The organism is Peribacillus sp. N1 (genome assembly GCF_054600815.1).
Map to the genome: position 1 here is coordinate 67654 of NZ_BAAHZO010000007.1, position 26651 is coordinate 94304.

The 26651-nt window shown below is 41.6% G+C and carries 26 protein-coding genes and 1 pseudogene; 19 read left to right on the plus strand and 8 right to left on the minus strand.

Annotated features, from left to right (window positions below; all coding sequences use genetic code 11):
* Nucleotides 1–10: 10 nt before the first annotated feature.
* Together ACYP5M_RS22935 and ACYP5M_RS22940 are read left to right on the plus strand one after the other, a co-directional pair.
* Complete coding sequence (locus tag ACYP5M_RS22935; RefSeq protein ID WP_434167945.1) at nucleotides 11–1927, plus strand: vWA domain-containing protein; 1917 nt, start codon at nucleotides 11–13, stop codon at nucleotides 1925–1927.
* A 214-nt stretch (nucleotides 1928–2141) separates the two neighbouring features.
* Nucleotides 2142–2843 (plus strand): hypothetical protein, encoded by a 702-nt coding sequence (locus ACYP5M_RS22940; RefSeq protein WP_232783026.1) that lies wholly within the window; start codon nucleotides 2142–2144, stop codon nucleotides 2841–2843.
* A 52-nt stretch (nucleotides 2844–2895) separates the two neighbouring features.
* Here ACYP5M_RS22940 and ACYP5M_RS22945 read toward each other — a convergent pair whose 3' ends face one another.
* Nucleotides 2896–3015: a DUF4023 family protein gene (locus tag ACYP5M_RS22945; RefSeq protein ID WP_048686276.1), complete on the minus strand. Its 120-nt coding sequence runs from the start codon at nucleotides 3013–3015 to the stop codon at nucleotides 2896–2898.
* 286 nt (nucleotides 3016–3301) lie between these two features.
* Here ACYP5M_RS22945 and ACYP5M_RS22950 point away from each other — a divergent pair, with 286 nt between their 5' ends.
* From ACYP5M_RS22950 to ACYP5M_RS22980, 7 genes and pseudogenes are all read left to right on the plus strand, one after another.
* On the plus strand, nucleotides 3302–4675 hold the full coding sequence (locus ACYP5M_RS22950; RefSeq protein WP_459735561.1) for a sensor histidine kinase: 1374 nt from the start codon (nucleotides 3302–3304) through the stop codon (nucleotides 4673–4675).
* Nucleotides 4676–4684: 9 nt separating this feature from the next.
* On the plus strand, nucleotides 4685–5269 hold the full coding sequence (locus ACYP5M_RS22955) for an ANTAR domain-containing response regulator (protein WP_230178460.1): 585 nt from the start codon (nucleotides 4685–4687) through the stop codon (nucleotides 5267–5269).
* A gap of 146 nt (nucleotides 5270–5415) precedes the next feature.
* Entirely contained in the window at nucleotides 5416–6687 is a 1272-nt protein-coding gene (gene eutH, locus ACYP5M_RS22960) for an ethanolamine utilization protein EutH (RefSeq protein WP_427575111.1), read from the plus strand.
* A gap of 18 nt (nucleotides 6688–6705) precedes the next feature.
* A complete protein-coding gene (locus ACYP5M_RS22965) occupies nucleotides 6706–8112 on the plus strand; it encodes an ethanolamine ammonia-lyase reactivating factor EutA (protein WP_434167943.1) in 1407 nt (468 codons plus the stop codon).
* 18 nt (nucleotides 8113–8130) lie between these two features.
* Nucleotides 8131–9495 carry an ethanolamine ammonia-lyase subunit EutB gene (locus ACYP5M_RS22970; RefSeq protein WP_101225534.1) on the plus strand — a complete coding sequence of 455 codons (1365 nt, stop codon included), beginning with the start codon at nucleotides 8131–8133 and terminating at the stop codon, nucleotides 9493–9495.
* A 32-nt stretch (nucleotides 9496–9527) separates the two neighbouring features.
* Nucleotides 9528–10253, plus strand: a pseudogene (gene eutC / locus ACYP5M_RS22975) (ethanolamine ammonia-lyase subunit EutC); the annotation flags it as partial.
* A 302-nt stretch (nucleotides 10254–10555) separates the two neighbouring features.
* The gene (locus ACYP5M_RS22980) at nucleotides 10556–10693 is read left to right on the plus strand and encodes a hypothetical protein (protein ID WP_434167941.1); all 138 of its coding nucleotides are present in this window, start codon (nucleotides 10556–10558) and stop codon (nucleotides 10691–10693) included.
* A 63-nt stretch (nucleotides 10694–10756) separates the two neighbouring features.
* On the opposite strand, the gene ACYP5M_RS22985 is transcribed toward ACYP5M_RS22980, so the two are convergent.
* Entirely contained in the window at nucleotides 10757–11482 is a 726-nt protein-coding gene (locus tag ACYP5M_RS22985; protein ID WP_101225531.1) for a DUF4261 domain-containing protein, read from the minus strand.
* A 262-nt stretch (nucleotides 11483–11744) separates the two neighbouring features.
* On the opposite strand from ACYP5M_RS22985, the gene ACYP5M_RS22990 reads away from it, so the two are divergent.
* Nucleotides 11745–12464, plus strand: coding sequence for a YebC/PmpR family DNA-binding transcriptional regulator (locus ACYP5M_RS22990; protein WP_434167940.1), 720 nt, complete (start codon nucleotides 11745–11747; stop codon nucleotides 12462–12464).
* 100 nt (nucleotides 12465–12564) lie between these two features.
* Here the strand turns inward: ACYP5M_RS22990 and ACYP5M_RS22995 are convergent, their stop codons facing one another.
* Nucleotides 12565–13971: a polysaccharide deacetylase family protein gene (locus ACYP5M_RS22995; protein WP_101225529.1), complete on the minus strand. Its 1407-nt coding sequence runs from the start codon at nucleotides 13969–13971 to the stop codon at nucleotides 12565–12567.
* Between the two features lie 185 nt (nucleotides 13972–14156).
* Between ACYP5M_RS22995 and ACYP5M_RS23000 the strand changes: the two genes are divergently transcribed.
* Together ACYP5M_RS23000 and rsiV are read left to right on the plus strand one after the other, a co-directional pair.
* Nucleotides 14157–14672 carry an RNA polymerase sigma factor gene (locus ACYP5M_RS23000; protein WP_101225528.1) on the plus strand — a complete coding sequence of 172 codons (516 nt, stop codon included), beginning with the start codon at nucleotides 14157–14159 and terminating at the stop codon, nucleotides 14670–14672.
* Nucleotides 14657–15526, plus strand: a complete 870-nt coding sequence (rsiV, locus tag ACYP5M_RS23005; RefSeq protein ID WP_459735562.1) for an anti-sigma-V factor RsiV — start codon at nucleotides 14657–14659, stop codon at nucleotides 15524–15526. Before ACYP5M_RS23000 ends, rsiV begins: the two co-directional genes overlap by 16 nt.
* 87 nt (nucleotides 15527–15613) lie before the next feature.
* Here rsiV and ACYP5M_RS23010 read toward each other — a convergent pair whose 3' ends face one another.
* The gene (locus ACYP5M_RS23010) at nucleotides 15614–15838 is read right to left on the minus strand and encodes a hypothetical protein (protein WP_101225526.1); all 225 of its coding nucleotides are present in this window, start codon (nucleotides 15836–15838) and stop codon (nucleotides 15614–15616) included.
* A gap of 324 nt (nucleotides 15839–16162) precedes the next feature.
* On the opposite strand from ACYP5M_RS23010, the gene ACYP5M_RS23015 reads away from it, so the two are divergent.
* Nucleotides 16163–17656: a peptide MFS transporter gene (locus tag ACYP5M_RS23015; protein ID WP_434167937.1), complete on the plus strand. Its 1494-nt coding sequence runs from the start codon at nucleotides 16163–16165 to the stop codon at nucleotides 17654–17656.
* A gap of 395 nt (nucleotides 17657–18051) precedes the next feature.
* On the opposite strand, the gene ACYP5M_RS23020 is transcribed toward ACYP5M_RS23015, so the two are convergent.
* Entirely contained in the window at nucleotides 18052–18837 is a 786-nt protein-coding gene (locus ACYP5M_RS23020) for a glucose-1-dehydrogenase (RefSeq protein ID WP_459735563.1), read from the minus strand.
* 18 nt (nucleotides 18838–18855) lie between these two features.
* A complete protein-coding gene (locus tag ACYP5M_RS23025; RefSeq protein WP_459735564.1) occupies nucleotides 18856–19707 on the minus strand; it encodes a GRP family sugar transporter in 852 nt (283 codons plus the stop codon).
* Nucleotides 19708–19919: 212 nt separating this feature from the next.
* Between ACYP5M_RS23025 and ACYP5M_RS23030 the strand changes: the two genes are divergently transcribed.
* Nucleotides 19920–20480 (plus strand): thioredoxin family protein, encoded by a 561-nt coding sequence (locus ACYP5M_RS23030; RefSeq protein WP_434167935.1) that lies wholly within the window; start codon nucleotides 19920–19922, stop codon nucleotides 20478–20480.
* 144 nt (nucleotides 20481–20624) lie between these two features.
* Here ACYP5M_RS23030 and ACYP5M_RS23035 read toward each other — a convergent pair whose 3' ends face one another.
* Nucleotides 20625–21170 (minus strand): helix-turn-helix domain-containing protein, encoded by a 546-nt coding sequence (locus ACYP5M_RS23035; RefSeq protein WP_459735565.1) that lies wholly within the window; start codon nucleotides 21168–21170, stop codon nucleotides 20625–20627.
* 222 nt (nucleotides 21171–21392) lie between these two features.
* Here ACYP5M_RS23035 and ACYP5M_RS23040 point away from each other — a divergent pair, with 222 nt between their 5' ends.
* The 3 genes from ACYP5M_RS23040 to ACYP5M_RS23050 are packed head-to-tail and all read left to right on the plus strand — an operon-like array spanning nucleotide 21393 to nucleotide 23319.
* Complete coding sequence (locus ACYP5M_RS23040; RefSeq protein ID WP_434167933.1) at nucleotides 21393–21632, plus strand: PLDc N-terminal domain-containing protein; 240 nt, start codon at nucleotides 21393–21395, stop codon at nucleotides 21630–21632.
* Nucleotides 21629–22534 carry an ABC transporter ATP-binding protein gene (locus ACYP5M_RS23045; protein ID WP_434167932.1) on the plus strand — a complete coding sequence of 302 codons (906 nt, stop codon included), beginning with the start codon at nucleotides 21629–21631 and terminating at the stop codon, nucleotides 22532–22534. Before ACYP5M_RS23040 ends, ACYP5M_RS23045 begins: the two co-directional genes overlap by 4 nt.
* Nucleotides 22531–23319, plus strand: coding sequence for an ABC transporter permease (locus ACYP5M_RS23050; RefSeq protein ID WP_434167931.1), 789 nt, complete (start codon nucleotides 22531–22533; stop codon nucleotides 23317–23319). The genes ACYP5M_RS23045 and ACYP5M_RS23050 overlap by 4 nt, the downstream gene beginning before the upstream one ends.
* A gap of 167 nt (nucleotides 23320–23486) precedes the next feature.
* Here ACYP5M_RS23050 and ACYP5M_RS23055 read toward each other — a convergent pair whose 3' ends face one another.
* Nucleotides 23487–24878: a hypothetical protein gene (locus ACYP5M_RS23055; protein ID WP_101225517.1), complete on the minus strand. Its 1392-nt coding sequence runs from the start codon at nucleotides 24876–24878 to the stop codon at nucleotides 23487–23489.
* 157 nt (nucleotides 24879–25035) lie between these two features.
* Between ACYP5M_RS23055 and ACYP5M_RS23060 the strand changes: the two genes are divergently transcribed.
* A complete protein-coding gene (locus ACYP5M_RS23060; RefSeq protein WP_434167929.1) occupies nucleotides 25036–26100 on the plus strand; it encodes a C45 family autoproteolytic acyltransferase/hydolase in 1065 nt (354 codons plus the stop codon).
* A 205-nt stretch (nucleotides 26101–26305) separates the two neighbouring features.
* Entirely contained in the window at nucleotides 26306–26596 is a 291-nt protein-coding gene (locus tag ACYP5M_RS23065; RefSeq protein WP_034305497.1) for a DUF3817 domain-containing protein, read from the plus strand.
* Nucleotides 26597–26651 lie beyond the last annotated feature (55 nt).

Here is a 26651-nt window from a genome sequence, read left to right on the forward strand (position 1 = left end):
AGAATGCCTCATGAAGTATATCCGGTTCAATGATTCAATAATAGATACGGCTCTTTTTTTACAGCTTCAGGATCTCTCGACTGTTTTATCCGGCATTCCTGAGCTGGAATTCGAATACAATTATGGCTCCTTCATTGATCTGATCGAGAATAAGGTCACAGCTAGCCATTTTTGGGAAAATGGCAATAAGGAAGTGAAGGAAGCGGGATTGAAAACGGACGTGCTCCTTAGAACGATAGGCACGCTGCATCATACGACAATCCAGAGCATGAAGGAGTACCAGGACAGCATCGGGGAAAGTTCACTTCCGAAGTTTGCAGCCCAATTATTCGCTTTGCTGGAAGATTTGCGATTGGAAGAATTGGTGAAGAAAGAAAGGCCAGGCACGAAAAAATGGTTTTCGGTAAGGGGGGCTTACCTTAAACAATATTTCGAAAGCCAATTGGCGACGAATGTCACAAGAAGTTTTGCACTGGATGAATTATACTGCCTCATATATTTACTGCTTCAATCTGACAGGCCGGATCCGATTTTTCCAAGAGCCAATGAAAGGCAGCTGGAAGAACTGGAGAAGCTCAAACCGTTCATCCATTCGGTCTTTGAAGCTACTAAAACCAGTGATATCACAAGGATTTGCGAGCAAATCGTTTTCCGTATCAATGATGGATACGAGGATACGATGAATGAATATTTCATTTTCCCCATTGCAAGTGTGGAAAAGTATAAAGCAAATACCTTATTTGATGAACTGACTAGAAATGATGAACTGTTGAACGATGATACAGATGATGCAGACGAAGAAAAAAGTGAGTTCATTGATGAAAAATTTTCGACTTGGCATCGGGAGAACAAGAACGGCGAGAGTAATTCGACGTTTCTCCAATTTGAATTGGAGCAGGGAACGAAAACAAGCCTGATGGGCGGAGGTGCCCGGGAAGCGGAAGATGCCGACCAAGCACTGGCTTCGATCCAGGGTTCATCGGGTGAAAGTCAACAAAAGGAATACAATCAGCAAGAAACGCTGGAGAAGAAACAAACCAATATGGGTAAAAGCGGTGAACATCCATTTGGTGAAGAAAATAAAGACGTGGTTCAGGTAATCAAGGAAGCAAAAGTACCAACACTTACGGAAGAGAAGCGCTACCGTGAGTTTGTTGCGGATATCGAACCGTTTAAGAGAAAACTCTCCAGTACAATTGAAAAAACACTGGAAAATAAAAAGAACGCACCTAGAAAAGATTTGGTTTTTGGCCGTTTATCAAAGAAATTACTGCCGCTTGTATTTGAAGAGAATCCTCGGGTTTTTTATAAAAAGAACCAGGATTCAAATGAAATGGATGCCGTATTCACATTGCTTATCGATTGCTCGGCATCCATGCATAACAAGATGGATGAAACGAAACGAGGGGTGGTCCTGTTTCATGAAGTACTGAAGAAATTAAGGATCCCCCACTCGATAGTAGGCTTTTGGGAAGATGCAAATGAAGTGAGAGAAGGATATCAGCCAAACTACTTCCATGTGATTCAATCCCATTCTGATTCTCTTTATCTAAACTCAGGAGCTAAAATCATGCAGCTTGAACCTGAGGAAGATAACCGGGACGGATACAGTATCAGGGTTGCCGCAATGGAATTGGAAAAAAGACGCGAAAAAAACCGTTTCTTGCTCGTGTTTTCCGATGGTGAGCCGGCAGCTGCCGATTATGATCAAAATGGCATTGTCGATACACATCTTGCTGTTTCGGAAGCCAGAAAAAAAGGCATCGAAGTCATCGGCCTGTTTTTAGCCGATGGAGGCATCGATGAAAGTGAAGAGATGACGATGAAAAACATCTATGGCAAAGAACGCCTAATGATTCCGAGTGTAGCTGAATTGCCAGAGCAATTTACACCGCTGTTAAAAAAATTGCTGCTGAAGACCATTTGAGAAATCGGGTTTCCCCTGAAAAGCAAGATTAGAACAGAAATAGGAATCCGATTAGAATAAAGGAATAAAACACAGTAAGATTCAATGGGATCTTACTGTGTTTTTTTTTCGTGTCAGTTATTTGCATTAAGTGAATATATTGGTGGAGACTTGAAGAGACAACGAATGCTTTCTTTTGACGGGATTGGGGTAAACCATAGATGAGGAAGTGATCATGTTGATGAATTTACTTTTTATGCTGCTTTATTTTATAATCATTGTTCTTGTTATTGAAATATCGGTCACCTTGATGAAATTGACTGGATTAAAAAGCACAGTGGCAAGATTTCAGGTTATTTCCATGCTGACGGGCACTGGTTTTACAACTGACGAGTCAAAATCCATTATCGATCACCCCGTTCGAAGGAAAATAAGCATGTTCTTAATTTTATTTGGTGCATTCTCGCTTGCTGTCATCATTTCATCGATCAGTACATTGCTTACAGATGATTTACGCTTGATGGAGTTAAGCATCATTATTGGAATACTGCTGGTTTTAACCGTTTTAGTGAAAGTTCCATTCCTGAATAATAGATTATCGAATAAGATGAAAAGTGAAATGTACAATCATTATGAATTATGGGAACACCCGATAGAAGAGGTCCTATTTTTAGAAGATGAAGACGTGGTCATGGAGATCGATATTTATGAGGACTCGGAGTTCATCGACGTCAAAGCCTATGATGTCATATCACATGGAGCCGACATCAATATTTTATTTATTGAAAGCGGAGAAGTGAAAATCAGAAAAGAGCTATATGAGTATAAAATCAAATTAGGGGATAACCTCTTTTTATATGGAAATAAAAATGAGATAGAAGAAACATTTTCTAAAGAAATCGAAGAGATGAAGAAGAAAAAAAGTGCATCGGAGTGAAAGGAATCCCAGCCTGAAATTTAAGGCTGGGATCTTTTGAAGAAGGACTTGATTAATGTTTTTTATTCGGTAATTTCTGAGCGGGATTCCCATTACCTTGACGGCGCATATTGCCTTCTTCCTTTTTTTGCTGCTCTTGAATGCTTTCAACAAACTCCTTTGAACTTTTCATGGAATGTACCTCCTTCGTTATTTTCTTTTTTACTATAACCAGAAGAGGTAGAATTCATGAGGGATCTGAATACCTTGCAAAAAGCAAATGTAGTAATATATGGACTTAAGATGGTAACTATGTTCCACAAGTGAGTTGATAAGAATGTGGATCAATCTTCTTAAATATCGTTATCTATGTTAGAATACATTACATTAGAATATTTTGAATATTGACAAAAATAGGGTCGATATCTATAATAATCAATAATAATATCCATGAATAAACGTTTATTGGAGTTTTGCCTATGGAACGGACAATGACTGTCCGAGATTTATGTGAGTTGCATACTCTTTTACTGGACAGTGATATTCAAATTCTTGAAAACCTATCAACGAATTTATCGTTGATAGCCAATTTGAATAAAGCGAATGTGTTTATTGATTGTCCGGTGCGTGAAGGGAAGCATGCCATTGTCGTGGCAGAGGCATGCGGGCATTCCGTGAATTCGGTTTACGATCATCCGGTTGTCGGAAAATTTGCCTATGAGGCTTTTGAACCGGCCGTATTTTATGTATTGCGTACCGGAAAGGACATGTTCGTGAATCGGGCATTGACTCAAGAGGGAGCAATGGTCCAGCAAAGTGTCGTTCCAATCAAGGGGGAATGCAATCGGGTCATCGCCGTTTTGATCATGGAAAAGGTGATGGATGAAGAACCTGAAACTTCAAATCAGTTTGATAGGCAAGATCAGCAGAATTCCTTAGTTCCTGAATTTATCGAGGAGTCCATTTTCCTGATTAATAATCAAAATCGACTTGTCTATACGAATCCTTCTGCCATTAATCTAGTATCGGAAATATGCATGACGGAATGTGTCTTAGGTGAATCCATTTTCGAATATTTTCCTGGCTTTGCCGATGTTCTTGCTTCAAAAGAGGACATTTTAATGAAGGAAATGAACATTGGTAAAAAGATTTTCCAAATAAAGAAATTCCATTTGGGCAATAAGAATTCCAATGAAATGTTCATCATCATCCGGGACCTGACTGAACTGCGGGATAAAGAGAGAGAGCTGATTAGCAAATCAGTAGCCATTCGTGAAATTCATCATAGGGTGAAGAATAATTTGCAGACAGTGGCCAGTTTACTTCGGCTGCAAATGAGGATAGGGGCCCCTGAAGAAATCAAGCCCCATTTATTGGTCAGTCTGAACCGGGTGTTAAGCATCTCGTCGGTTTATGAAATCATTTTGGCAAGCAGTGAGGTCGAACATGTGGATCTGCTGGAGCTTATTAGGAAAATAGGCGATATGATTGTTCATACGGAGGGTCATGCCCGTCAATGCCTAAGCATTGAATATAATGGTGAGCTTCATTCCATTGATTCCGACATTGGCATATCTGTCGCGCTGGTAGTGAATGAGCTCATCCATAATTGTGTGAAGCATGCTTTCAAGGAAGGGTCGGAAGGGAAGATTACCGTATGCTTGCAAAAGGATGAACCTGTATTGGAAATTCAAGTAAGAGATGATGGCATCGGGTATACACCTGCTATGAAACCTTCTTTGGGGCTGGATATCATCCGAATGACGGTGGAAAACGATTTGGATGGGGAGTTTTCGATTCATCGGATTAAAGAAGGTACCCTGGCTTCTGTAAGATTTCCATACAAGAGGTAGGTGGGAGAAGTGGTCAAGAGGATTTTGGTCGTGGAGGATGAATCGATACTTCTGCTTGATATAACGATCATGCTCAAGGATGCAGGCTTCGATGTGGTTGGACATGCACGTAATGGCGAGAAGGCAATTGAATTGGCACATGCACTACAGCCGGATCTGGTTTTGATGGATATCAAAATGCCTAAAATGAATGGGCTCAAGGCTAGCGATGTGATATCCAATACCTTTCAGATTCCAGTCCTGCTTTTAACCGCATTCAGTCAGCGTGAATATATCGATGAGGCGAAGCGGGCGAATATCGTAGGTTATCTTGTAAAGCCAATTACGGAGGCGAATCTGATTCCGGCAGTGGAGATAGCTTTGCTGCAAGCAGCCAATACAAAGAAGTATCAGGAACGAAATGCTCAATTGGATGAAACTCTCACAAATCGTAAAGTCATTGAAAAGGCAAAAGGTATCATCATGAAAAGGAAGAATGTAACGGAAGAAGTCGCTTACAATAAGCTGAGAAGGCTAAGCATGGATAAGCAGCTTTCCATGGAGACGGTGGCACGACGAATCATTGCAAATGATCAAAAACAAGTAAATAGATGAAGCAATGGCGCTTTGATGGACCAAATTGGTTGTAGGCAGGCATTTCTGCCGGGTAACCTAAGTTTGGGCTATAAGAGGCGTCTTTTTTATACCCTTTTTTTAAAAGTCGATAGGCCAAATCAAATCGGAATTCAGGGGGAATCTGTATGGAGATGGTAGGTAAATTCGTTATTTATATCATTATGGTGTGTGCCGTTGTCGGTGCTATTGCATCGATTAAAGACAGTGAGCAAGGCTTGGGGAAACATTTCATGGAAGGTTTGCATACCGTTGGCCATATATTTATCCCGGCAGCTGGAATCATGGCCTCGATCCCTTATTTATCATGGTTCATCAATACAGTATGCGGCCCGGTTTTCGCTGCGATCGGTGCAGATCCCGCCCTCGCCGCAACAACGATTTTGGCGACGGATATGGGGGGCTACCAATTAGCGGCCGAGCTGAAGGAATCGTATGAAGGCTGGATTATGGCGATGATTGTCGGCTTCATGTCTGGGGCAACGATTGTATTCTCAATTCCAATGGGGCTTGCGATGCTGGAGAAGCGTGATCATAAATACATGGCACTTGGTGTCATGTCAGGAATCCTGACGATTCCCATTGGCGCTTTTATCTCAAGCGTGCTGGTGGTGGCAACGAATTCGAAAATCCGCGAAGTGATTTCCACGAATGCGGATTCTACATACGAATTCGCGTTGAGCTATTTGAAAATTGCCCTGAATCTTTCCCCTCTTCTTATTTTTGTGGTCTTGCTCGCGTTAGGCCTTTATTTCCTACCGGATTTGATGATCAAAGGTTTCATGTGGTTTGGAAAAATATTGGACGCCGCGATTAAACTAGTACTCGTGTTTTCGATCGTTGAAATTTTCACGGGATTGTTTTCCAAAGTATTTGGTGCTTGGGGTTTCCATCCGATCATGGCCGATAAGGCAGACCAGTTCCGTGCCCTGGAAACGGCGGGGTATATCGGGATAATGCTGGCAGGTGCATTTCCAATGATTTACCTGATTCAAAAATATGCAGGCAAGCCTTTGGAAGCGATGGGAGGGAAAATTGGGTTGAGTAAAGCTGGGAGTGCAGGGATATTAGCCACGGTAGCCAATATATTAGCAATGTTCAAGCTTGTTAAAGATATGCCGCCGAAGGATAAGGTCATAAACATCTCCTTCGCCGTGTGTGCGGCCTTCCTATTGGGCGATCATTTATCATTCACAGCCAACTTTCAGCCCTCCTTAATATTACCGATCATTGTCGGTAAGCTATCTGCCGGAGCGATTGGAATCGGTCTTGCTTACTGGCTGTCCGTTCCGAAAGCTTTGGAATTAGAAGAAAAGGATCGTGCAGCAGGAGTTATCGGCATTAATGAATATAAAACGAAAAACGAAGAAGAAAACAGTAATGAAATCCAAGTGGTGTAAAACTGGGGTGTGATTTTAATGAATGAACAGGTGGAACGAATCATCAGTGCAGGAATTGACATTGGCACCAGTACGACGAAACTTATTATCAGCGAGCTCTCGCTTAGGAATGTGGCGGGTGGCGGACAGGTGCCAAAAATCGAAATTACCGATAAGGAAATTCTGTATCGAAGTCCCATTTTCAGGACCCCGCTTTTATCCGAGACGGTAATTGACATACCTGCTGTTCAAAGAATGGTGGAAAGTGAATACCAAAAAGCAGGAATCACGATTGAAAACATACAAACAGGGGCTGTCATCATCACTGGGGAAACGGCAACCAAACAAAATGCAGAAGAAATGGTGCACCGGTTATCTAAAGCGGCGGGGGAATTCCTTGTAGCGGCAGCCGGTCCGGATTTGGAGGGAATCATTGCCGCCAAGGGATCCGGTGCCTATCAACATTCCATCAAGACAAGAAAGACTGTAGCGAACATAGACATTGGCGGGGGGACCGCGAATATTGCCGTATACCATTCAGGCATGCTTTGCGGAACTTGCACACTGCATATAGGAGGCCGTTTGGTGGAGTGGGACGGAGCGAAGGTGAAGGTTGCTCCTTCAATAGGAAAATGGCTGAAATCAAAAGGGCACTCTCCTTTGAATGGTGAAGGGTCAATCATCGCAAATGAAATGGCGAAGGTGCTTTCGAGGTTTTTGGCTGGCTCCTTCACAAAAGAAGATGAACTTCTATTAGTTGGGAAGGTGCCATCTTGGACAGAACGAATAGAAGTGTTGATGTTCTCGGGCGGTGTCAGTGATTGCATTTATCATGAAGAACGGGAGGACAAAAGCTTCCGGGATATCGGCATGATGCTTGCGGCCTCTATCAAGGAAAGTGAAGAATTGGCCGCATGGGAGTGGGAACAGCCCGTTGAAACGGTTCGGGCGACTGTACTTGGAGCAGGCGCACATACAACTGAAATCAGCGGAGCAACCATCGAGGTGAATGATTCTCATCTGCCAGTTCGTAATATTCCAGTCTATCGGGTCGATTTTCATGGCGGGCTTGATGATGTAACCGCGAAAATGGCACAAGCTGTTCAGGATGCGATCACAATATACGACGCCTTGCAGGAGGGGCTGAATTTTGCCTTTTATTTAACGAATTTACCTTATCAATCATTTCGGGACATTCACCGGCTCGCAGTCGCTTTCACCGAGGCACTGAAGCAAAAACCGAATCGGCAGCAGCCTCTGATCGTTGTCATGGATAGTGATTATGGGAAGGCACTTGGTCAAACCATTCTAGCGAACCAACCGGATCTGCCGGTCATCTGCATTGATCAGACAGAAGTGGAACATGGTGATTATTTGGATATAGGAAGGCTGCTTCGGACAGGAGTCGTTCCGGTTGTAGTAAAAACGCTAACCTTTCACAGTTAGGAAAAGGAGGATCATACGATGAAATTATCCACTCAATACTTTGGGGAAATCCATCAATTCAAATCGTTGAAAGAAGTCCTGGCCAAAGCGAATGAAGAGAAATCAGGAGATAGACTTGCGGGAATTGCAGCAGATTCGGTCCAAGAACGGATTGCTGCGAAAGCGGTGCTTAGCGAATTGACTTTGGCGGACATTAGGAACTATCCCCTGCTCTCCCCGGAAGAGGATGAGGTGTCGCGGATCATAGATGGTCTCATCAATGGAACCATCTATCAATCTGTGAAGAATTGGAGCGTTGCCGAGCTGCGAGAATATATTTTGAGTGACGACACAACCGGCGAGGATTTAAAGCGATTAAGCAGGGGATTGAATAGTGAAATGATTGCTGCGGCAGCCAAATTGATGTCGAACCTCGACCTTATCCATGCAGCCAATAAAATCGAAGTGCTCACCAAGAATAATAGCACGATCGGATACAAAGGAACGCTTGCTTCGCGCCTTCAGCCTAACCACCCGACTGACAATGTGGATGGCATGCTGGCTTCTTTAAAAGAAGGCCTCTCCTATGGAATCGGGGATGCACTCATTGGAATCAACCCTGTCGATGATTCGGTCGAAAGCGTAAAGCGGCTGCTTCATGCGACACAGGATGTCATCCAGAAATGGAACATTCCGACCCAAAATTGTGTACTTGCGCATGTGACCACGCAAATGAAGGCCGTACAGCAAGGTGCGCCTGCTGATATGATCTTTCAAAGCATAGCCGGAACGGAAACGGCCAATCGCTCTTTTGGAATTAACGTACAATTGCTCGAAGAAGCTAATGAGATCGCGAAGGCCTATGGGACCGGCACAGGCCCGCAGCATCTTTATTTTGAAACGGGGCAAGGCTCCGAGTTATCGGCTGAAGCGCATTTCGGAATCGATCAGGTGACGCTTGAAGCCAGGAACTATGGATTTGCCCGCTATTTTGATCCGTACATTGTCAATACGGTCGTCGGATTCATCGGACCTGAATATCTATATAACAGCAAGCAGGTCATCCGAGCCGGGTTAGAAGACCATTTCATGGGAAAAATGCATGGACTGCCGATGGGTGTGGATATTTGCTATACGAATCATATGAAGGCTGATCAAAATGATATCGAGGACTTGGGTGTACTTTTAACGGCTGCTGGTGTGAATTTCATCATCGCAACTCCGATGGGGGATGACTGCATGTTAAACTATCAGTCTTTGAGTTACCACGATATAGCGACTTTGAGGCAAACGATGGATAAACGGCCTGCCCCATTATATGAAGCTTGGCTGGAGAAGATGGAGATTATGGAGAATGGAAAATTAACGAAGCGTGCCGGTGATCCAACTATATTTAACCATTAGGAGTGGATGATATGGGAATGAATAATAAGGAAGATTTGGATGCCTTGATAGCGAAAACCCCTGCACGCATAGGTGTAGGCAGGTCAGGCACCCGGCCGAAAACGGATTCTTGGCTGAAATTTCGTTTTGACCATGCGGCGGCCGTTGATGCTGTATATGGTGAAGTCAGTGATATTCTTTTGAAGCGCTTGGATTTATTCAAGGTGAAAACGAAGGCCGATGATAAGGAAGTCTATTTACGGCGTCCGGATTATGGCAGAAAGCTTTCGGATGAAGCAAAGCGGGTGATAGAAGCCAAATGCATAAAGGCCCCAACGGTTCAAATCATCATTTCCGATGGCTTAAGTGCCAAGGCGATCGAAGAAAATGTGGAGGACGTCTATTTATCTTTCAAACAATCTTTGGCAGTGGCAGGTCTGGATACGGGTACACCTTTTTATATTGAAAAGGGCCGGGTTGCCGTGATGGATGATATCGGTGAAATCCTAGGACCTGAAGTCATTGTCCTGTTGATCGGTGAACGGCCTGGTCTGGTCAGTGCTGAATCATTGAGCGCTTATATATGCTATAAACCACGTTTGGGCACCATTGAAGCGGAGAGGATGGTCATTTCCAACATCCATAAAGGAGGGATTCCTCCTGTTGAAGCTGGGGCACATCTTGGCACGGTCATTCAAAAGATCCTCAAATACCAAGCGAGCGGCATGTCCCTCGTGAAAAAGGAACATGAAGAAGAAAAGCGTGAAAAACTCGGTTGAAAAAATAAAAATGGAGAAGCGAATCAATTCTCTTAATAGGCAAAGGAGGGTTCGGAATGTTTTCATCCCGAACCTTGATTAAAACAAGGATATACTTTATTGTTTTCAACGTTGATTTCCACTACAGGCACTCGCTTTCCGCGGGCGTTCCGGGAGCCTCCTCGGCGCTCTTTGCGCCTGTGGGGTCTCCCTTAGACGCGCTTTTCCCGCAGGAGTCTCGTACCTTCCGTTCCAATCAAATGAGACGTTTTTTAAAATGAAAACTGCAGGATGGTCTATTCCGAACCAAGCTGGTATTCTTGATGTTTTTTACTGTAATCCTTATTGGATTGAAGAAATTTGCGACACTCCTGCCGAATAACTGGCTAGCAGAGATGCGTCGAGGAGACTTGGCAGACAGGGAGCAGATTCTGAAAACGACTGGAACGTCTTTTAAATAAAAACTGCAGGCATACCCGATCTATTCGAATTTGCCTGCAGTCTGGGGGGAGCGAATCGCTCCTCTATTTACTTGTCCCTAAATTCCATAATCCAAACGGGTTGTAGAAGGGATGGTCTTCTTCATATCTAAAGTCCTGAAGGCCCGTCAATATAAAGTCTGGTGCATCTTGCTGAATGCTAAACGTTTCGCCATTCTTAAAGAGAGGCCGTTCACCTACATGGTAATAATTAAATGTGTTAAGCAGAGCAGCCGCCTCTTTCGGACTCATTGTGTTAAGTGTCACGGCATCCGGAAGACCAAAGGCTTTCATTCCGAATGAACAATAATAGTCTTCCTCTCCGATGATCGTGACAAAATGGGCATATACCGAAAGAATATCCGGGCTATGATGAAGATGCTGCCAATCTTCCTTTGAATGGGCAATTCCAGCTGTTTCTATTTTCACTGCCATTCCGCCTGCCTTTAGGATCGCTGCCCCGGCATCGATCAAATCGATAACAGTTCCGGTATCGGATACATCGGCTATTATATAAACGGTAAAGGTATGGTCATTGATTTCCTCTAATGCATTCTCTGAAAAGGCGTCTTTACTGGCGTAAGAAAAGCTTTCTTTTAAAGTGGGTTCATAATCATGGACCTCCGCCTGAAACGTAATGTTCTTATCACTGTTATGAAAAACATTCCCGGCTAACAGATACCCTTCGCTTTGGGAAGCGACCGTTTGAATCAATTCTGTCCGGTCCTTCCATTTACCGGGTATCCCGATGATGATTTGGTTGTCCTTCATGGATCATCTCTCCTTTCCGATCACTTCATACTATACCACTGCTGATGTTTTCCATAGTATTTCATAAAAAATAGCGCAAAGTACCGATAAATGCCAGTGAGGGATGTGCAGGACTTTTTCAAAATTATACAATTGATGTATAATATAATCTAGTAAACGTATAGCCTATCTTCAAAGGAATTCCCCCTTTGTGGGTTTTCTCCTAGGGCCGTATCTTAATAATCTATTCATATATATCAATGATGAAAGAGAGTGGAATATAATGGGTCGTAAGTGGAATAACATTAAAGAAAAAAAAGCGTCAAAAGATGCTAATACTAGTCGGATTTATGCTAAATTCGGACGGGAAATATATGTAGTGGCAAAACAAGGTGAACCAGATCCAGAATCCAATCAGGCATTAAGGGTCGTACTTGAGCGTGCGAAAACGTACAATGTCCCAAGAGCGATCATTGACCGTGCGATTGAAAAAGCAAAAGGCGGTTCGGAAGAAAACTATGACGAACTCCGTTATGAAGGATTCGGTCCAAATGGTTCAATGGTCATCGTGGATGCATTGACAAACAACGTGAACCGGACGGCATCTGATGTACGTGCCGCATTTGGGAAAAATGGCGGGAATATGGGTGTCAGCGGATCTGTTGCTTATATGTTCGATGCAACGGCTGTCATCGGGATTGAAGGTAAAACGGCTGATGATGTTCTTGAACTGTTAATGGAAGCGGATGTTGATGTACGTGACATCATGGAAGAAGAAGAAAGTGTCATCGTTTATGCCGAGCCTGAACAATTCCATGCTGTACAACAAGCATTCAAGGATGCAGGAATCAGCGATTTTACAGTGGCAGAGCTGACGATGCTTGCACAAAATGACCTAACCCTTCCAGAAGATGCACAAACACAATTCGAAAAAATGATTGATGCATTGGAAGATTTGGAAGATGTTCAACAAGTTTATCATAATGTAGATCTTGGTGAATGAAATAATAAGCAGACCTTTGCTATATGATCAAAGGCCTGCTTTATTTTATTTGAAAGAAAAGAGCCTGTTCCGAATCACGGAACAGGCTCTTTTCTTTTGATTATTCACTTATGGTGATTCCGGAAAGTTCACGATCCTTCTTTACCTTTTCCAATTCCGAGATTGTTACCAGTTGATAGCCTTGGTCATGCAGTTGTTTGATGATTTTTCCTGCAGCCTGGGCGCTAGTTTGGTAGATATCATGCATTAATATGATTCTGCCATCTTTGGCTTTACTCATCACTTTGTTTACGATTTTCTTTTCATTGCGTTCTTTCCAATCTTCGGGATCGACATCCCAAAGTGTGACTTTCATATCCTCCATGTATTCACGCACATTATTGTTAATCGCTCCATATGGGGGACGGACGAGATTTGGCTCAGCACCTGTAGCTTTTTCTACAGCGTCTTGGGTCTTTTCGATTTGATCTTCGATTTTGTTCTTGCTTAAGCGCGTCAGCTGCGGATGATCCCATGAATGGTTGCCGATCTCATTTCCTTGCTGCAGCATTTTTTGAAGAACTTCCGGATAGTGCTGAACGCGGCTTCCAAGCACGAAAAACGTCGCGTGACCATCATACTTTTTCAGGTTCTCAAGAATGGACATGGTATGACTTGGATGCGGCCCGTCATCGAACGTCAAGGCAATGACCTTTTTTGAAGGGTCGATCCATTCATTTTGCACGGGCAGTTTGGCAACGATATGTTTCGGCTGCCATTCCTTTACACGATCCTCATTCAAATCTTGACTTTGATATGAATCTAGCAAACTATCTTTAAAAAGTTCCTTCTTGATGGCTATTGTATGGGTCTTGGTTGAATCATCAGTCTTAACGTAGAATACAAGCGTATTTTTCAAGACTGAAAAAGAATTGAAGTTGGCTGCCTTCAGTTTGTTTTCCTTTTTAATGAGACTGTTTGAAATGCCTTCTTCTTCCTTCTCCGTTAACTCTTCAAAAACAATATCGGATAAAACGGATAAATAATCAGTATCCGTGGCAAAGATGTCTTCTATGGAGAGCTTTTGCTGAGATGGAATATCATAAGTGAAGATCTGGGTTCCAGACTGCTTCTTTCCTTCCACTTGCTCATATTTATCGAAGGAAATCGTAATGGTCTGTTTGCTGAAATGGAGGATCGTATAGGTGAGGTTAAGCTCGGAAGCTTTTCCGTCGGATGCTTTCCATTTCTTTTCATAATCCTTAATTTCTTTCTTTATGTAGGCTTCTAGCTGCTTGTCGATATTTTCTAAATTCAGAACGGGCCTGCTGGCTGAATATCCGCCTTTCGTATTATCTTTCACATACGTTTGAATATCGGCTTCTGGGTAATTCTTATCGGTTGTATAGGCCGAAACGGTTCTTTTCTTATCAAAAGCAAGGCTTTTGATGGCTAACCCCAATGTTCCCACAGCAGCTGTTAGACAAAATAGAAAAATAAAGACTTTTTTATAATTTAATTTTCTCATGATGCACTCCACCTCGATAATCATTCTACTATATAGACGCGTCAAAAGTCTTAAAAGTTTGTAAAAAATTTCATTTTTTTATATTTATATATTTCCTTGCTCATTTTCAAACTTTTATGGCTCCACCAACGTCTATTCTATGTACCTAGGATACGGAATTTAAATGTAAGGAGCTCTATCATGCAATGAAAAATCCAGATATGAATCAATTACTCGCGGCCCGGATAACCGAACGGCAAGATAATTTGTACAGACTTGCTTTTTACTATGTCAAAAACCAAGATGATGCCCTTGATATCGTGCAGGAATCGATCAGGAAAGCGCTAGCCTCCAGCAGCAAAATCAAAGACGCTGCTTCTATAGATAGTTGGTTATATAAGATCATCGTCCGAACGGCACTGGATGTATTGCGGAAGGAAAAGAAACTGACCGTCGCCGATGACGAAACAATAGAATACTTACGCAGCGGTGAGGAAGATCACTATCCTGACCTGGATTTGCAAAAGGCCCTGGAAGGACTTTCAGTCAAGTACAAAACGGTAGTCGTCCTCCGTTTCTTTGAGGACCTGAAGTTGGACGAGATAGCGGAAGTGCTGGAAGAGAACGTAAGCACGGTTAAAACGAGATTATATAAGGCGCTGCAACTATTGCGGATCAACATGACTGAACGGGAGGAAACGAAAAGATGGAAAAAAAATTAAAAGATCTGCGGGAAGAATATCTTAAAATACCGATACCAAAGGAATTGAATGATGTCGTTCAAGCAGCCTTGAATGAAAAGCCAAGGAAGAAGCCGAGGGTTGGCAGGAATATCCTCGTGTCAGCGGCTGCAGTCCTTCTGATCGTGACAGCTTCCGTAAACATCAGCCCGGCAGCGGCGAAAGCCATGAGTGATATTCCAATAGTCGAGAAGGTCATCAAAGTGATTACCTTCGTCGAATGGAAAGAAGAAGCGAATAATTCCTCGGCAGTAATCAAAACACCTGCTATATCCGGTCTGGAGAATAAACAGCTCGAAGATAGCTTGAATGATAAATACTTATCGGAAAGCAAACAGCTATATAAGGAATTCACGGACTCCATGTCAAAACTGAAGGATGGGGAAAAGGGCAATATCTCGGTGGAAAGCGAATATGTGATATTGACGGATAATGAAACGATATTATCGGTACAGCGTTATACGGATACGATTCAGGCCTCTAGTTCCACGGAAAGTCAATTCGATACAGTCGACAAGAAGAACGAAGTGCTTTTAACGTTAAATAGCTTATTTAAAGATGATCGTTATCTTCGGGTGATCAGTGAAAACATCAAGGAACAGATGAAGCGGCAGATGGCTGAAGATCCGGAAAAGATATATTGGGTCGAAGATGATGATCTTACTGCATTTAAAGGAATCGATGAAAACCAAAACTTTTATATTAACGAAGATGGCAAGCTAGTCATTGCCTTTAACAGCTACGAAGCTGCGCCGGGATATATGGGGGCAGTCGAGTTCATCATCCCGACAAAGGTGCTGTCAGACCTTCTTGTTGGCGATCAATATATCCATTAAAATGGCTCTATTGTAATTTTTATGACGGGCGGTGGGTTTTTAAAACGGTACAAAACTCATTAAAAAAGACGAACCAACGTTACTTGATTACAGTAACCTTGGCTCGTCTCTTTTTTGTTCGAATTTCATCTGATCCAGTTCCAACCTCATTTTTTCCGTCTCCATAAGAAAGTTTTCATGTTTAAGTTTTTCAAGTTCCAATTCAACTTGCAGCATCTTGTGCTTGGTTTTTGACTGTTTTTCAAAATGGGTTGTCAGTATTCCAAGTATAGGGATGGAAAAAATCATCACGACGGTTATGATCCCGAACATTAAGGTGCCTCCTCGTTTTTATATCTATTATACGGTGTATATAACGGTAATGGTTTGATTATTCAAAATTTGCCATTTTGATTCTCGTTAATATGTGCATGGCTACCAAAGTAATACCATTAGTGAAGTTAGGGTAATATATCATTGATGGCCGCTTTCTATTAGATTATATGGACTGTTTTTTAGTACAAAATTCGGACTTTGGCTTGTATGGTGGAAGGACACTTCTATTTACTTTGAAATTAATTATTTAAATATACTAAATATTTGTTTACAATAGAGAAAATAAAATGTTATTATACAATAATAAAAGGAGGACTAGGTATGGCAACGATAAATAAACAGAAAATTGTGGATAGTGTACCTCAAAAAGGTTTTTTTGGAAACCCTAAAGGACTATTCACCCTTTTCTTTACTGAGTTCTGGGAGCGTTTCTCCTATTATGGCATGAAGGCCATTCTTGTTTACTATATGTATTACGAAGTTTCTAAAGGGGGACTAGGTCTTGATGAACCCACAGCCCTTGCCCTTGTATCCATATACGGATCTTTAGTATATATGTCAGGTATAATTGGCGGATGGCTCGCCGATAGGATTTTCGGGACTTCAAAATCCGTATTTTACGGTGGTATCTTGATCATGCTCGGGCATATTGTCCTTGCTGTACCAGGCAGTCTCTCCATGTTCTTTGTTTCCATGGTACTTATCGTTCTGGGTACTGGTTTATTAAAACCGAATGTTTCCAGCATTGTCGGTGAAATTTACGCAGAAAATGACGAACGCAGGGATTCCGGTTTCAGTATATTCTATATGGGTATCAACATGGGTGCCTTCCTTTCACCGTTTGTTGTCGGTACAGTCGGAATGGACTATAGCTTCCATCTTGGTTTTGGACTTGCGGCAATTGGTATGTTAATTGGACTCATCGTCTTTGTTACAACAAAGAAAAAGAACCTGGGCCTGGCTGGAACTCTTCCTGCTAACCCATTATCACAGAATGAAAAGAAAAAAGTATTCACTAAATTGGGGATAGCTGCACTAATCATAGCTGCCATTATCGGCGTCACGGCTTCTGCAGGCATCTTAACGATTGAAACCTTCATTAATCTTGTAGGTATCCTAGGGATCGTTATTCCGACACTTTATTTCATTTTCATGTATCGCAGCCCGAAAACGACTTCTGTTGAACGTTCACGCTTGATTGCCTATATTCCTTTGTTTATAGCAGCCGTCATGTTCTGGGCGATTCAAGAGCAAGGTGCAACTATATTAGCAAGCTATGCAGACAAACGGACACAGTTGAATTTTGCTGGAATAGAAATAAACCCGGCATGGTTCCAATCTTTGAACCCTTTGTTCATCATTACCCTTGCACCAGTATTCGCATGGTTATGGATTAAACTAGGAAAGCGTCAGCCGACCATTCCTCAAAAGTTCTCAATCGGTTTACTGTTCGCCGGTTTATCATTCCTGGTGATCCTGCTTCCTGTTTATTTCGGTGGATCGGACGCATTAGTCAATCCGCTATGGCTTGTACTTAGTTATTTCCTTGTAGTACTTGGAGAACTTTGTTTATCTCCTGTAGGACTCTCAGCTACTACAAAATTGGCTCCGGCCGCATTCTCGGCACAAACGATGAGCCTGTGGTTCCTGGCAAGTGCAGCAGCACAAGCACTGAACGCACAAATCGTCAGATTCTACACACCTCAAACCGAAATGGCTTATTTTGGAGTGATCGGTGTTGCCTCAATGGTCCTTGGACTTGTCCTGATGGCCTTATCACCAAAGATTCAAGGCTACATGAAAGGCATTCGCTAACACTTAGCCAGCAGTAAAGGAAAGATGATCTCAGATTAAATGGGATCATCTTTTTTTATTTCGTCCTTGAAATATGATCGATTTTTTTCACGGTTATGATTCAATCCTTTAAATTCTTTTTAATATGATTCATAGTGAACAACTAAGCTTGGGAAGGGCCCGATATCCGTGATAAAGAAAATACAATATCCTAAAATGAAATAAAACGAAATATGATACTGTTGCCAGGTAAAAATAAGCGAATATGAAAAAAAGAGCATCCTTTATAGGATTGCTCTTTTTTCCGGTTGTAAGAACCTTTTCCTTTATTGGGTCAAACGCGTCATTTCACCATTGGTTTTCTTATTGGTTTTATTCTTTTTAGTCATTGCAAGGGTTCTTTTCTTTAGCTAAGTTCAGCCTTTTCCAGCTTGGAATCCTGGGTATTTGGTCATTCCGCCATCAGCATATAAGGTCATTCCCGTTACGTAGCTAGATTCGGAGGAAGCTAGCCAAGCGGCACAAGCCGCAATTTGTTCCGGTTTTCCGATATACCCCATCGGTATCAGGTCGATGACTTCTTGCTTAGCTTTTGGGTCATTGAATTTTTCGGCATTGATGGGTGTGTCGATCGCACCGGGTGAAATATTATTAATACGAATCCCTTTAGGAGCATATTCAAGTGCAAGGGTTTCTGTCATCATCTTGACTCCGCCCTTACTTGCTGCATAGTGGACAAAATGAGGCCAAGGGATACGGTCATGAACGGAAGACATGTTAATGATATTCCCCCTAATGCCATGATCGAGCATATAACTGATTGCTTCCCTGCTTGCCAGGAACATCCCGGTTAGATTTACATCGATGACTTTCTGCCAATCTTCTAGAGTCAATTTTTCGCTGGGCACTTCATTTTCAATGCCAGCATTGTTGATCATGATGTCGATTGTGCCAAAGGTTTCCACGGCGAATGAAAGCAATTTCTTCACATCCGCCTCCTTTGAAACGTCGCCTTGAATGGCTGCGGCTTTCCCGCCTGCCGCTTCAATCGTTTTGATGATTTCCTTATGGTCGCCATTTTCAGTGTGATAATTTAATACGACATGCGCTTTTTCTTTACCGAACCTTTCGGCCATGGCTTTTCCTAACCCTTTTGCCGCCCCAGTGATCACTACCACTTTTTTCTCTAAATCGTCATACATCATTTATCGCTCCTTTGACTATTCTTTTGTAAAGCCGATCATGATTCCGCCAGCAATTACGAGTACACACCCGGTGATGACGAAGACCATTTGCTTTTTGGATTTTTTCTCGCCTAAAAGAAAGATGCCGCCTAAAGTGGAAATGACGATCCCCATTTGGGAAAATGAGAATGCGATGGCAACGCCCACTTTTGGATTGGCGAGCAGGAGGCCGATATTACCGACTGCCCACATCATTCCGGTTAGAATATTGCGCCTAGCATATTTATTAAACGGTTTATGTTTGATGGATAGGAGCAGGGCAGCCAGGAACATGCCAATTGCTTGCGGCAGGATCGCCGACCATCCGTCAACTTCATTCCATCTGACGACAATGACATATGTAACATAACCCACCGTTGATATGGCAAGATAAAAAACCCCTTTTTTCATGCTTCCTGCTTTTTTGTTATCACCATCGCCGTAGCTCGTCAGCAAGACACCTGTAATCAAACAGATTATTGCAACAATGCCGATGATGATTGTCAACTTGTCATTCCATTCCCTGAAAATGATCACTGCAAAAAACGTATTTCCGAGAATTTGCAGTCCTGTTGAGATTGGAACGGTTTTCGATACCCCGATTTCCTTGACGCTGTTGAATTGAAATAACTGCCCGAATGCCCAGCCTATTCCGGAAATGATACCGACAATCCACACTGTACTGCTCCATTCCGGCGGATTGATGAAAGACATCATGATGGCGAACAGTAATGAACCGATTGTAATGCCTAGTGTTTGATTATAAGAGTTGCCTCCGAGCTTTTCGGAAACAAGCACTAAGCTGCCCCATGTCAATGCAGGGAGTAGCGCAAAGAGAAAACCTTCCACAAATTTCATCTCCTAAACTAGAAAACAATGTTCTAATGACTATAAAATAGTTAGTTAGTAAGCTATTGAATGTATTTAGAGTTTTCCCTTTACACGGGAAAGAAAACATGGTTTTAATTTACCAAATTGGAATTTTATTTTTCAGGGTGGAAACAATGAAAAAATAAGGGGTTTATGGTATTTTTAACTTAAAAATAGATAGGAGAAAAAGAATGACGACACTGAATGAATGGTTTGAAAAGGGGATTCCCGCTAAAGAATTTGTATCTTCGATGAAGGTTCATAAAGAAAACTTACAATCGATTCAGGAGGGTTTTTCCGTTTCTGCAGAGGACCAAGGCTTTTTCGATGAATTAATGACGAAGGAACTTCGGGCCATTGTCATTACCGAAGACTGGTGCGGAGATGCAATGATGAACATTCCAATACTGCTGAATATAGCTGAAGCGGCAAATATTGAAACTCGGATGGTTTTACGAGATCAAAATCTTGAACTGATGGATCAATACTTAACGAATGGAACAGCGCGTTCAATTCCCATTTTTATATTCATTGATAAGAATGGTGAAGAAAAAGCTATTTGGGGACCACGTGCACCAAAGGTACAAGAGTATGTAATGGAGTTAAGGTCAGACCTGCCGGCCAAGGATGATGAACGTTTCGAGGCAGCGCAAAAAGCAGTCATCAAAAAGATAACTGCGGCTTTTGCTGAAGAAAAACACCTGTGGGATGAAGTATACAGCAGTATCAAGGAAGCATTGGGAAGCTGCTGACAGCGGGTATATCCCTTTTTAACCTTGGAGTTACTTCCATAATGAAGGGCTGTTTCAAAACGGAGACTACAACCATTTTGGTTGGTGAATCTATAGTATTCATGGTTCTTTTAGTCCTGGTTTGAGAACAGCCTTCCCATTTACTTATGATTCCGGAATGATTGTAACGCCGATTGTTCGAATAGGAGAATCTTGTTTAGCACTCTGATTTGTAGAGTTGTAGTATTTTACCATTAAATCGTTCAATTCATTTTGAAAGTTAATAAAGCTTTCATCATCAAGCTTTAGTTCTAAAAGTGAAAAGGTTGAACCATCTTCTGCGCCGTCTCTTTCTTCCAATTTAGTAAGATAGTTTTGATATTGGGTCATAAGGGATAATTGATAATAAGAAAAATAGTTCACCTTTTTTTCATTAGAGGATTTTTTCCATTCTTCCCCGCTAAGTCGTGCTTCTTCTTCATTTAAAACGTAGTATTTTTCGGAAACGGATCTCACTTTTTTCTCTTTTACAATGCGAATGACACCTGAATCAAATAGAACCTGTATATGTCTATATAATGTTGCTTGGGGTACATCTTTAATGATTTTTAACATTTCTAATGGTGTTAAACCATTTTCCCTGTTTCTCATTAAAGCTTGGGTAATCTTCATTCTTACAGGATGCATTAAAATTTCGCCTTTATTAATCATCTTATTCTCCTCACATTGGAAATTAAATAATTTCAATTGTAAATAATTAATGTCTTCATGCAACAAAGCTTAAATGTTATTTATAATGATAATATTATCATTATAAATAACAATAAAACCTCATACAATATTTTATCAAGAAAAAACAGGTGAAAAATCCCAATTCAAATGTTATCATTACTGATAATGATAATAATATTTTGCTATTAAGGAGTGGTATATATGGAATTGCATTACGGATGGAACGAATTGAAAGATATTGATTTCATGTCTATTTTGCCGATTATTTTACCGGTAATTGCTATTGGGATGATTTTAATCCTTATTGCATTAATTGATTTATACAGAAATCGAAAGACGCGGAAAAATGTATTATTGTGGACACTCATCATTATTTTTGCAAATACTATCGGTCCAATTCTGTACTTCGTTATTGGTAGAAAGGACAGTGACAGAATATGAAATTAGAGATTAAAAATGTTACAAAAAAATTCAAAGAAAAAACAGCGGTCAATAATTTTTCAATGAAACTGCAATCTGGGGAATGTGTTGGATTGATTGGGCCCAATGGGGCTGGTAAGTCGACACTAATAAAAGTCATTGCAGATATTATTGATCCAACTAGGGGAGAAGTATTGCTTGATGGTAAGGGAATTTCAAAAATGAAAAAGGAAATAGGCTACTTACCACAATATCCTAACTTCTTTCAATGGATGACTGCCAAAGAAACCCTTACATTCATGGGGCAGCTCTCGGGTATCAAGAGGGAAGAATTATTAAGCGGCATTCCAGAGATATTGTCGAAAGTGGGGTTGAGCGGGGAAGAGAATTCAAAGGTGCGGACTTTTTCAGGCGGAATGAAACAAAGGCTTGGAATTGCACAGGCATTGTTACATAAACCAGCTTTGATTGTCATGGATGAACCGGTTTCGGCATTAGATCCAATCGGCCGGAGAGAAGTGTTGAATATCATAAAAGAGATAAAGAAAGATACGACAATTTTATTATCGACGCATATATTAAGCGATGCAGAAGAAATATGTGAGAGGTTTGTCATTATAAAAAGCGGTAAAAAAATTGAGGACACAACAATATCAGAATTATTAAACAGGGATAGTGGAAATAAAATCAATGTCCACATAACCTCTAAAAGTCAAAAATGGATTGAAAACGTTAAAAGCTTGAACTTTGTCAAAGGTGTAGAGGTAATGGGAAATAAATTGAAGATAGAAGTGGAAGATATTGAATTAAACAAGAATATGTTACTGGCGAATGCTCTGGAGCATAATGTTGATCTTATAAGGTTCGAAATAGATAACGATACATTGGAAGAGATTTTCTTAAAATTGGTGGTGGGAAAATGAGTGATTTTACCGTTTTGGCTAAAAAGGAATTTGTTCAGATGGTACGTGAATATAAAGTGATATGGCTGCCGCTTGTATTTATATTTTTAGGAATAACTCAACCAGTCGTAAGTTATTATTTACCTTCAATATTAGAGGCACTGGGCGGGGCCCAAGGGATCACCATTGATCCAAGCATGGCAGCCCAAAAAGGCGGCGAAGTTCTTGCCAGTACCTTAGGGTCTCAATTTGATCAGCTAGGGGTCATGATCATCATCGTTTCCATGATGGGAGTCGTACAATCCGATAAAGCAAATGGTATGCTGGCTTTCATTCTTACAAGGCCCGTGACGGTTGGATCTTACATAAGCGGGAAGATCATTTCCAATTATCTGTTTGTTGCCTTCAGTGTAGCATTGGGATATTTGGTTTCATATCTGTATGCAGTTTTCTTGTTTACGAGCGTTGACTTTGCGGATTTAATAGTGGCCTTGCTGTTCTATCTGCTGTGGATCCTATTTATCGTTTCATTCACGACGATGATCAGTACCATTTTTAATAGTCAGGGTGTTATTGCATTAATTTCGATAGTATTTCTCCTTGGCTGTAGAATCATAGTTGGATTAAGTCCGGTAATAGACAATGTGAATCCGGCAAGCATGAGTAAACATGCCATGGAAGTACTGATTTTAGGCACAGTCAATTCACAAGCGATTTGGGGTGCATTAGCGGCACTTGAGTTGACGGCAGTAGCGATATTGGTAACGAACATATGGATTTCAAAAAAGAAATTCAATAACGAATAAGTTGGGTATGAAGGAAAAATATATCGACGAAATCTACAGTTATACCTCCGAAAATAGGAATATATCGACGGACTTCCACAGTTATATCGATGATTGAAATGAAAAAGGACTGATTTTTTACTCAGTCCTTTTTCAATGTAAAGTCCACACAAATCGGCGCAAATCGATTAAATGAGAAACATCGCGACAATTGTAGTCACTGCTAAACCAATGGTTACCGGAAGCAGATTCCGGCGGGCAAGTTCAAAGGGACTGACGTTACATATGGCAGCTGCTGGTATCAGTGCCCATGGAATCAGGGTACCTCCGCCAACCCAAATCGCGGTTATTTGCCCGAGTGCAGTCAAGGTGGCGGTTCCTCCACCGATTGCCGTGCCAAAAAGTTTGGCGACAGATCCCGCTAAAGAAATGCCTGAGAAGCCCGATCCATCCAAGCCAGTGATGGCACCGATGCCCGTTAATGTGACGGCGGCTATTTCTTTCGTTAAAGGAACGGAGGCTGCCAAGGCGGCACCAAGGTCATTGACGATGCCGAGGGATGTTTTTGGTAAGTAGTCACCGATGATCTGATTGAATCCAGAATCACCTAGATAGAAGAATGCGGCGATCGGAATGACGGGTCCGAATACTTTAAAGCCAAATTGAAAACCCTGAATCAAATAGGCCGTTGATTTTTCAAGACCTTGTTGTTTATGTGCGACAAGGGATAAAATCAGCAAAATGAAAACGGCAGTACCCCCAACCAATGCCGTTGCATCTCCGCCTTGCAACTTCAAAATCGACAATGCCACAACATCCAACAGAAAGGCAATCGGAATGAAAATGGCAAAAAACCTCTTTTGTCTCAATGTAAGCAAATCTTCATTCATTGTCTGATCTTGGACGATCCCCTCATTATCCGCCGCATTGATTTTTCCCAGCTTCATATCCCGCTTTAAAAGGATAAAGGCGGAGAGGGTGGTGACGACCCCCATTGTAATGACAAGTGGGATGCTCGCAGCGATGACATCACCGACTGGTATGGAAGCCGCATCGCCCGTTAGTTTAGGGGCAGCCTGAATGATGAAATCCCCTGATAATGCTATTCCGTGACCAAATAGGTTCATCGCCATCGCCACACCAAGAGCAGGTAAACCAGCCCGTAAAGCAACAGGGAGCAGAACAGCCCCAAGTAAGGCAACGGCAGGTGATGGCCAGAAAAACCAGGATATCATCATCATGACGATTCCGATTACCCAAAAGGCAAGTGTAGGATTTTTAATGAATTTCGCAAACGGTGCAATCATGACATCATTAATGCCCGACTTCGTTAAAACCGTGCTCATGGCAACTATGATTGAAATGATTAATATCGTGGACATTAATTCCGTGATTGCGAAAATGAAGCTGTTGAATATCCCGCTTATGGAAGAGGCTAAACTGCCTGTAGCCACTAAAGCCAAAAGGAAAATACCAATTATGCAGATGAGGGTAGTATCACGACGTTTTACCATAAACCCGATTATCAATGCAATGAATACAACATAAATCCAATGGAGTGCCGTTAATTCCATCTCCATGATCCGTCCCCCTCATAAATGTGCCTAGTTACAGATTATGAGGGAGGTACTGGGTGGTGAGTTGTTTCATAAATTTAAAGGCTTATCTTCTTTATTTTCAACAATACTTCAAGTATTCTTAACTTGAATAGCAACTACTGTAAATGAGGGATAAGCCGTGAAGCAAATATATAGTGATGTCATACAATTTCGGGGTACACATTATAAGTTTGGATACATGCAAGGGGAGGAATTAAAAGATTCACTAACGGTAAAAAATCGTGAAGATCAGTGGAAGATCAGGCAGCCTCGGTTTACGGTTGAAGAAGAAGAGGTCAAGAAAGCCATTACACAATTCGCCCCTGGAGTTTGGGAAGAATTACTGGGGTTGCAAGAAGCGCTGAAATGGCCAATTGACCGCGTGCTGCAAGAGTTTGGTGGATACCGTTTGGATTATGTTCGGTCGGGCTGTTCCATCATGACAGGCGATGATTATCTCATTCGCAATTATGATTACCACCCAAAGACCTATGAAGGACGCTATGTCTTATTCCAGCCAACCGATCAAGGGTATTCAAGCATCGGCCCGAGTCAGCGAGGGACTGGTCGAATGGATGGAATGAATGAAAAAGGTTTGGTGATAGGCTATAACTTCATGAATCGCAAGAACCCTGGAGATGGTTTCATCTGTTGCATGATTGGCAGACTGATTGTTGAATCTTGTGCGAACGTTCAGGAAGCGGTCGCGATGTTGAAGGAAATCCCGCATCGTCATTCTTTCACTTACGTCGTCTATGATAAAAGCGGAAGTACCTATATCGTTGAAACCTCCCCGAGAAATGTAGAGGTGCGCACGTCAAATGCCTGTACAAATCACTTTGAAATCATGAAAAATGAAAACCGTAACCATCTTATCGATTCAAAACGCCGATTGGAGATCATCCAAGATCAGGAGGGAAGACTTTCATCTGCCTACGATGCTTATAGGTTGTTTAATGATACCAATCAAGGTGTCTTCTCGGATTTATATAGCAGCTGGGCAGGAACGATTCATACATCCGCTTATTTACCTAAGGAGATGAAAGCTTGGATTGCCTTGGGAGGGAACCAGGAGCCGACTTCAATAGATTTTGCAAAATGGCTCGAAGGGGAAGATGTTGAGTTAAAACGAATCAACGGTGTAATTGATACGGATATTCCCTTCGTGCATATGGATGAGGGAGCGAATTGGTTTCGAAATTGAACGTCTTTAAGTAAATTTGAACCTTGCGTTGTTAACAGGCCCAATCCTTGGATTGGGCTTTTGTTGTTCTATTTTTAGGCAAACCTGGTACTATTTATTAGTGGATGTCACAGTAATATAATATGATGAAGTAACAGATTTTGGATTGGGGACAAGAAGCTGGATTTGTGTGCCGTACTTGTACAATGAATAAGGGGATGAGCGAATGTTTTCGACAGCTATTGGTTGGTTTCGGTTTATTACAATAATTGAGGGAATCTCATATGTTTTATTGCTTGCCATTGGTATGCCCATTAAGTACATATTGGATATTGGGGAAGCAACACTCATTTTAGGCAGCATCCATGGTTTCTTATTTGTTGTATTTGGACTTTTATTACTTTATGTGAGCATCATATCAAAATGGTCCTTTTTAAAAATGGCGATGATTTTCATCGTTTCATTCATTCCATTTGGTAATTTTGTAATCGATCGCAGGCTTCTGAAGCAAAGTTAAATACTTTTACTTTCAAAAAATCCATAAAAAAACGTCTTCCTATTTAAATGGCAGG

Coding starts and splice junctions, on each gene's coding strand:
- ACYP5M_RS22935 (WP_434167945.1), top strand. CDS start 11: ATGAAGTATATCCGGTTCAATGATTCAATAATAGATACGGCTCTTTTT.
- ACYP5M_RS22940 (WP_232783026.1), top strand. CDS start 2,142: ATGTTGATGAATTTACTTTTTATGCTGCTTTATTTTATAATCATTGTT.
- ACYP5M_RS22945 (WP_048686276.1), bottom strand. CDS start 3,015: ATGAAAAGTTCAAAGGAGTTTGTTGAAAGCATTCAAGAGCAGCAAAAA.
- ACYP5M_RS22950 (WP_459735561.1), top strand. CDS start 3,302: ATGGAACGGACAATGACTGTCCGAGATTTATGTGAGTTGCATACTCTT.
- eutH (WP_427575111.1), top strand. CDS start 5,416: ATGGAGATGGTAGGTAAATTCGTTATTTATATCATTATGGTGTGTGCC.
- ACYP5M_RS22965 (WP_434167943.1), top strand. CDS start 6,706: ATGAATGAACAGGTGGAACGAATCATCAGTGCAGGAATTGACATTGGC.
- ACYP5M_RS22970 (WP_101225534.1), top strand. CDS start 8,131: ATGAAATTATCCACTCAATACTTTGGGGAAATCCATCAATTCAAATCG.
- ACYP5M_RS22980 (WP_434167941.1), top strand. CDS start 10,556: ATGTTTTTTACTGTAATCCTTATTGGATTGAAGAAATTTGCGACACTC.
- ACYP5M_RS22985 (WP_101225531.1), bottom strand. CDS start 11,482: ATGAAGGACAACCAAATCATCATCGGGATACCCGGTAAATGGAAGGAC.
- ACYP5M_RS22990 (WP_434167940.1), top strand. CDS start 11,745: ATGGGTCGTAAGTGGAATAACATTAAAGAAAAAAAAGCGTCAAAAGAT.
- ACYP5M_RS22995 (WP_101225529.1), bottom strand. CDS start 13,971: ATGAGAAAATTAAATTATAAAAAAGTCTTTATTTTTCTATTTTGTCTA.
- ACYP5M_RS23000 (WP_101225528.1), top strand. CDS start 14,157: ATGAAAAATCCAGATATGAATCAATTACTCGCGGCCCGGATAACCGAA.
- rsiV (WP_459735562.1), top strand. CDS start 14,657: ATGGAAAAAAAATTAAAAGATCTGCGGGAAGAATATCTTAAAATACCG.
- ACYP5M_RS23010 (WP_101225526.1), bottom strand. CDS start 15,838: ATGTTCGGGATCATAACCGTCGTGATGATTTTTTCCATCCCTATACTT.
- ACYP5M_RS23015 (WP_434167937.1), top strand. CDS start 16,163: ATGGCAACGATAAATAAACAGAAAATTGTGGATAGTGTACCTCAAAAA.
- ACYP5M_RS23020 (WP_459735563.1), bottom strand. CDS start 18,837: ATGTATGACGATTTAGAGAAAAAAGTGGTAGTGATCACTGGGGCGGCA.
- ACYP5M_RS23030 (WP_434167935.1), top strand. CDS start 19,920: ATGACGACACTGAATGAATGGTTTGAAAAGGGGATTCCCGCTAAAGAA.
- ACYP5M_RS23035 (WP_459735565.1), bottom strand. CDS start 21,170: ATGATTAATAAAGGCGAAATTTTAATGCATCCTGTAAGAATGAAGATT.
- ACYP5M_RS23040 (WP_434167933.1), top strand. CDS start 21,393: ATGGAATTGCATTACGGATGGAACGAATTGAAAGATATTGATTTCATG.
- ACYP5M_RS23045 (WP_434167932.1), top strand. CDS start 21,629: ATGAAATTAGAGATTAAAAATGTTACAAAAAAATTCAAAGAAAAAACA.
- ACYP5M_RS23050 (WP_434167931.1), top strand. CDS start 22,531: ATGAGTGATTTTACCGTTTTGGCTAAAAAGGAATTTGTTCAGATGGTA.
- ACYP5M_RS23055 (WP_101225517.1), bottom strand. CDS start 24,878: ATGGAGATGGAATTAACGGCACTCCATTGGATTTATGTTGTATTCATT.
- ACYP5M_RS23065 (WP_034305497.1), top strand. CDS start 26,306: ATGTTTTCGACAGCTATTGGTTGGTTTCGGTTTATTACAATAATTGAG.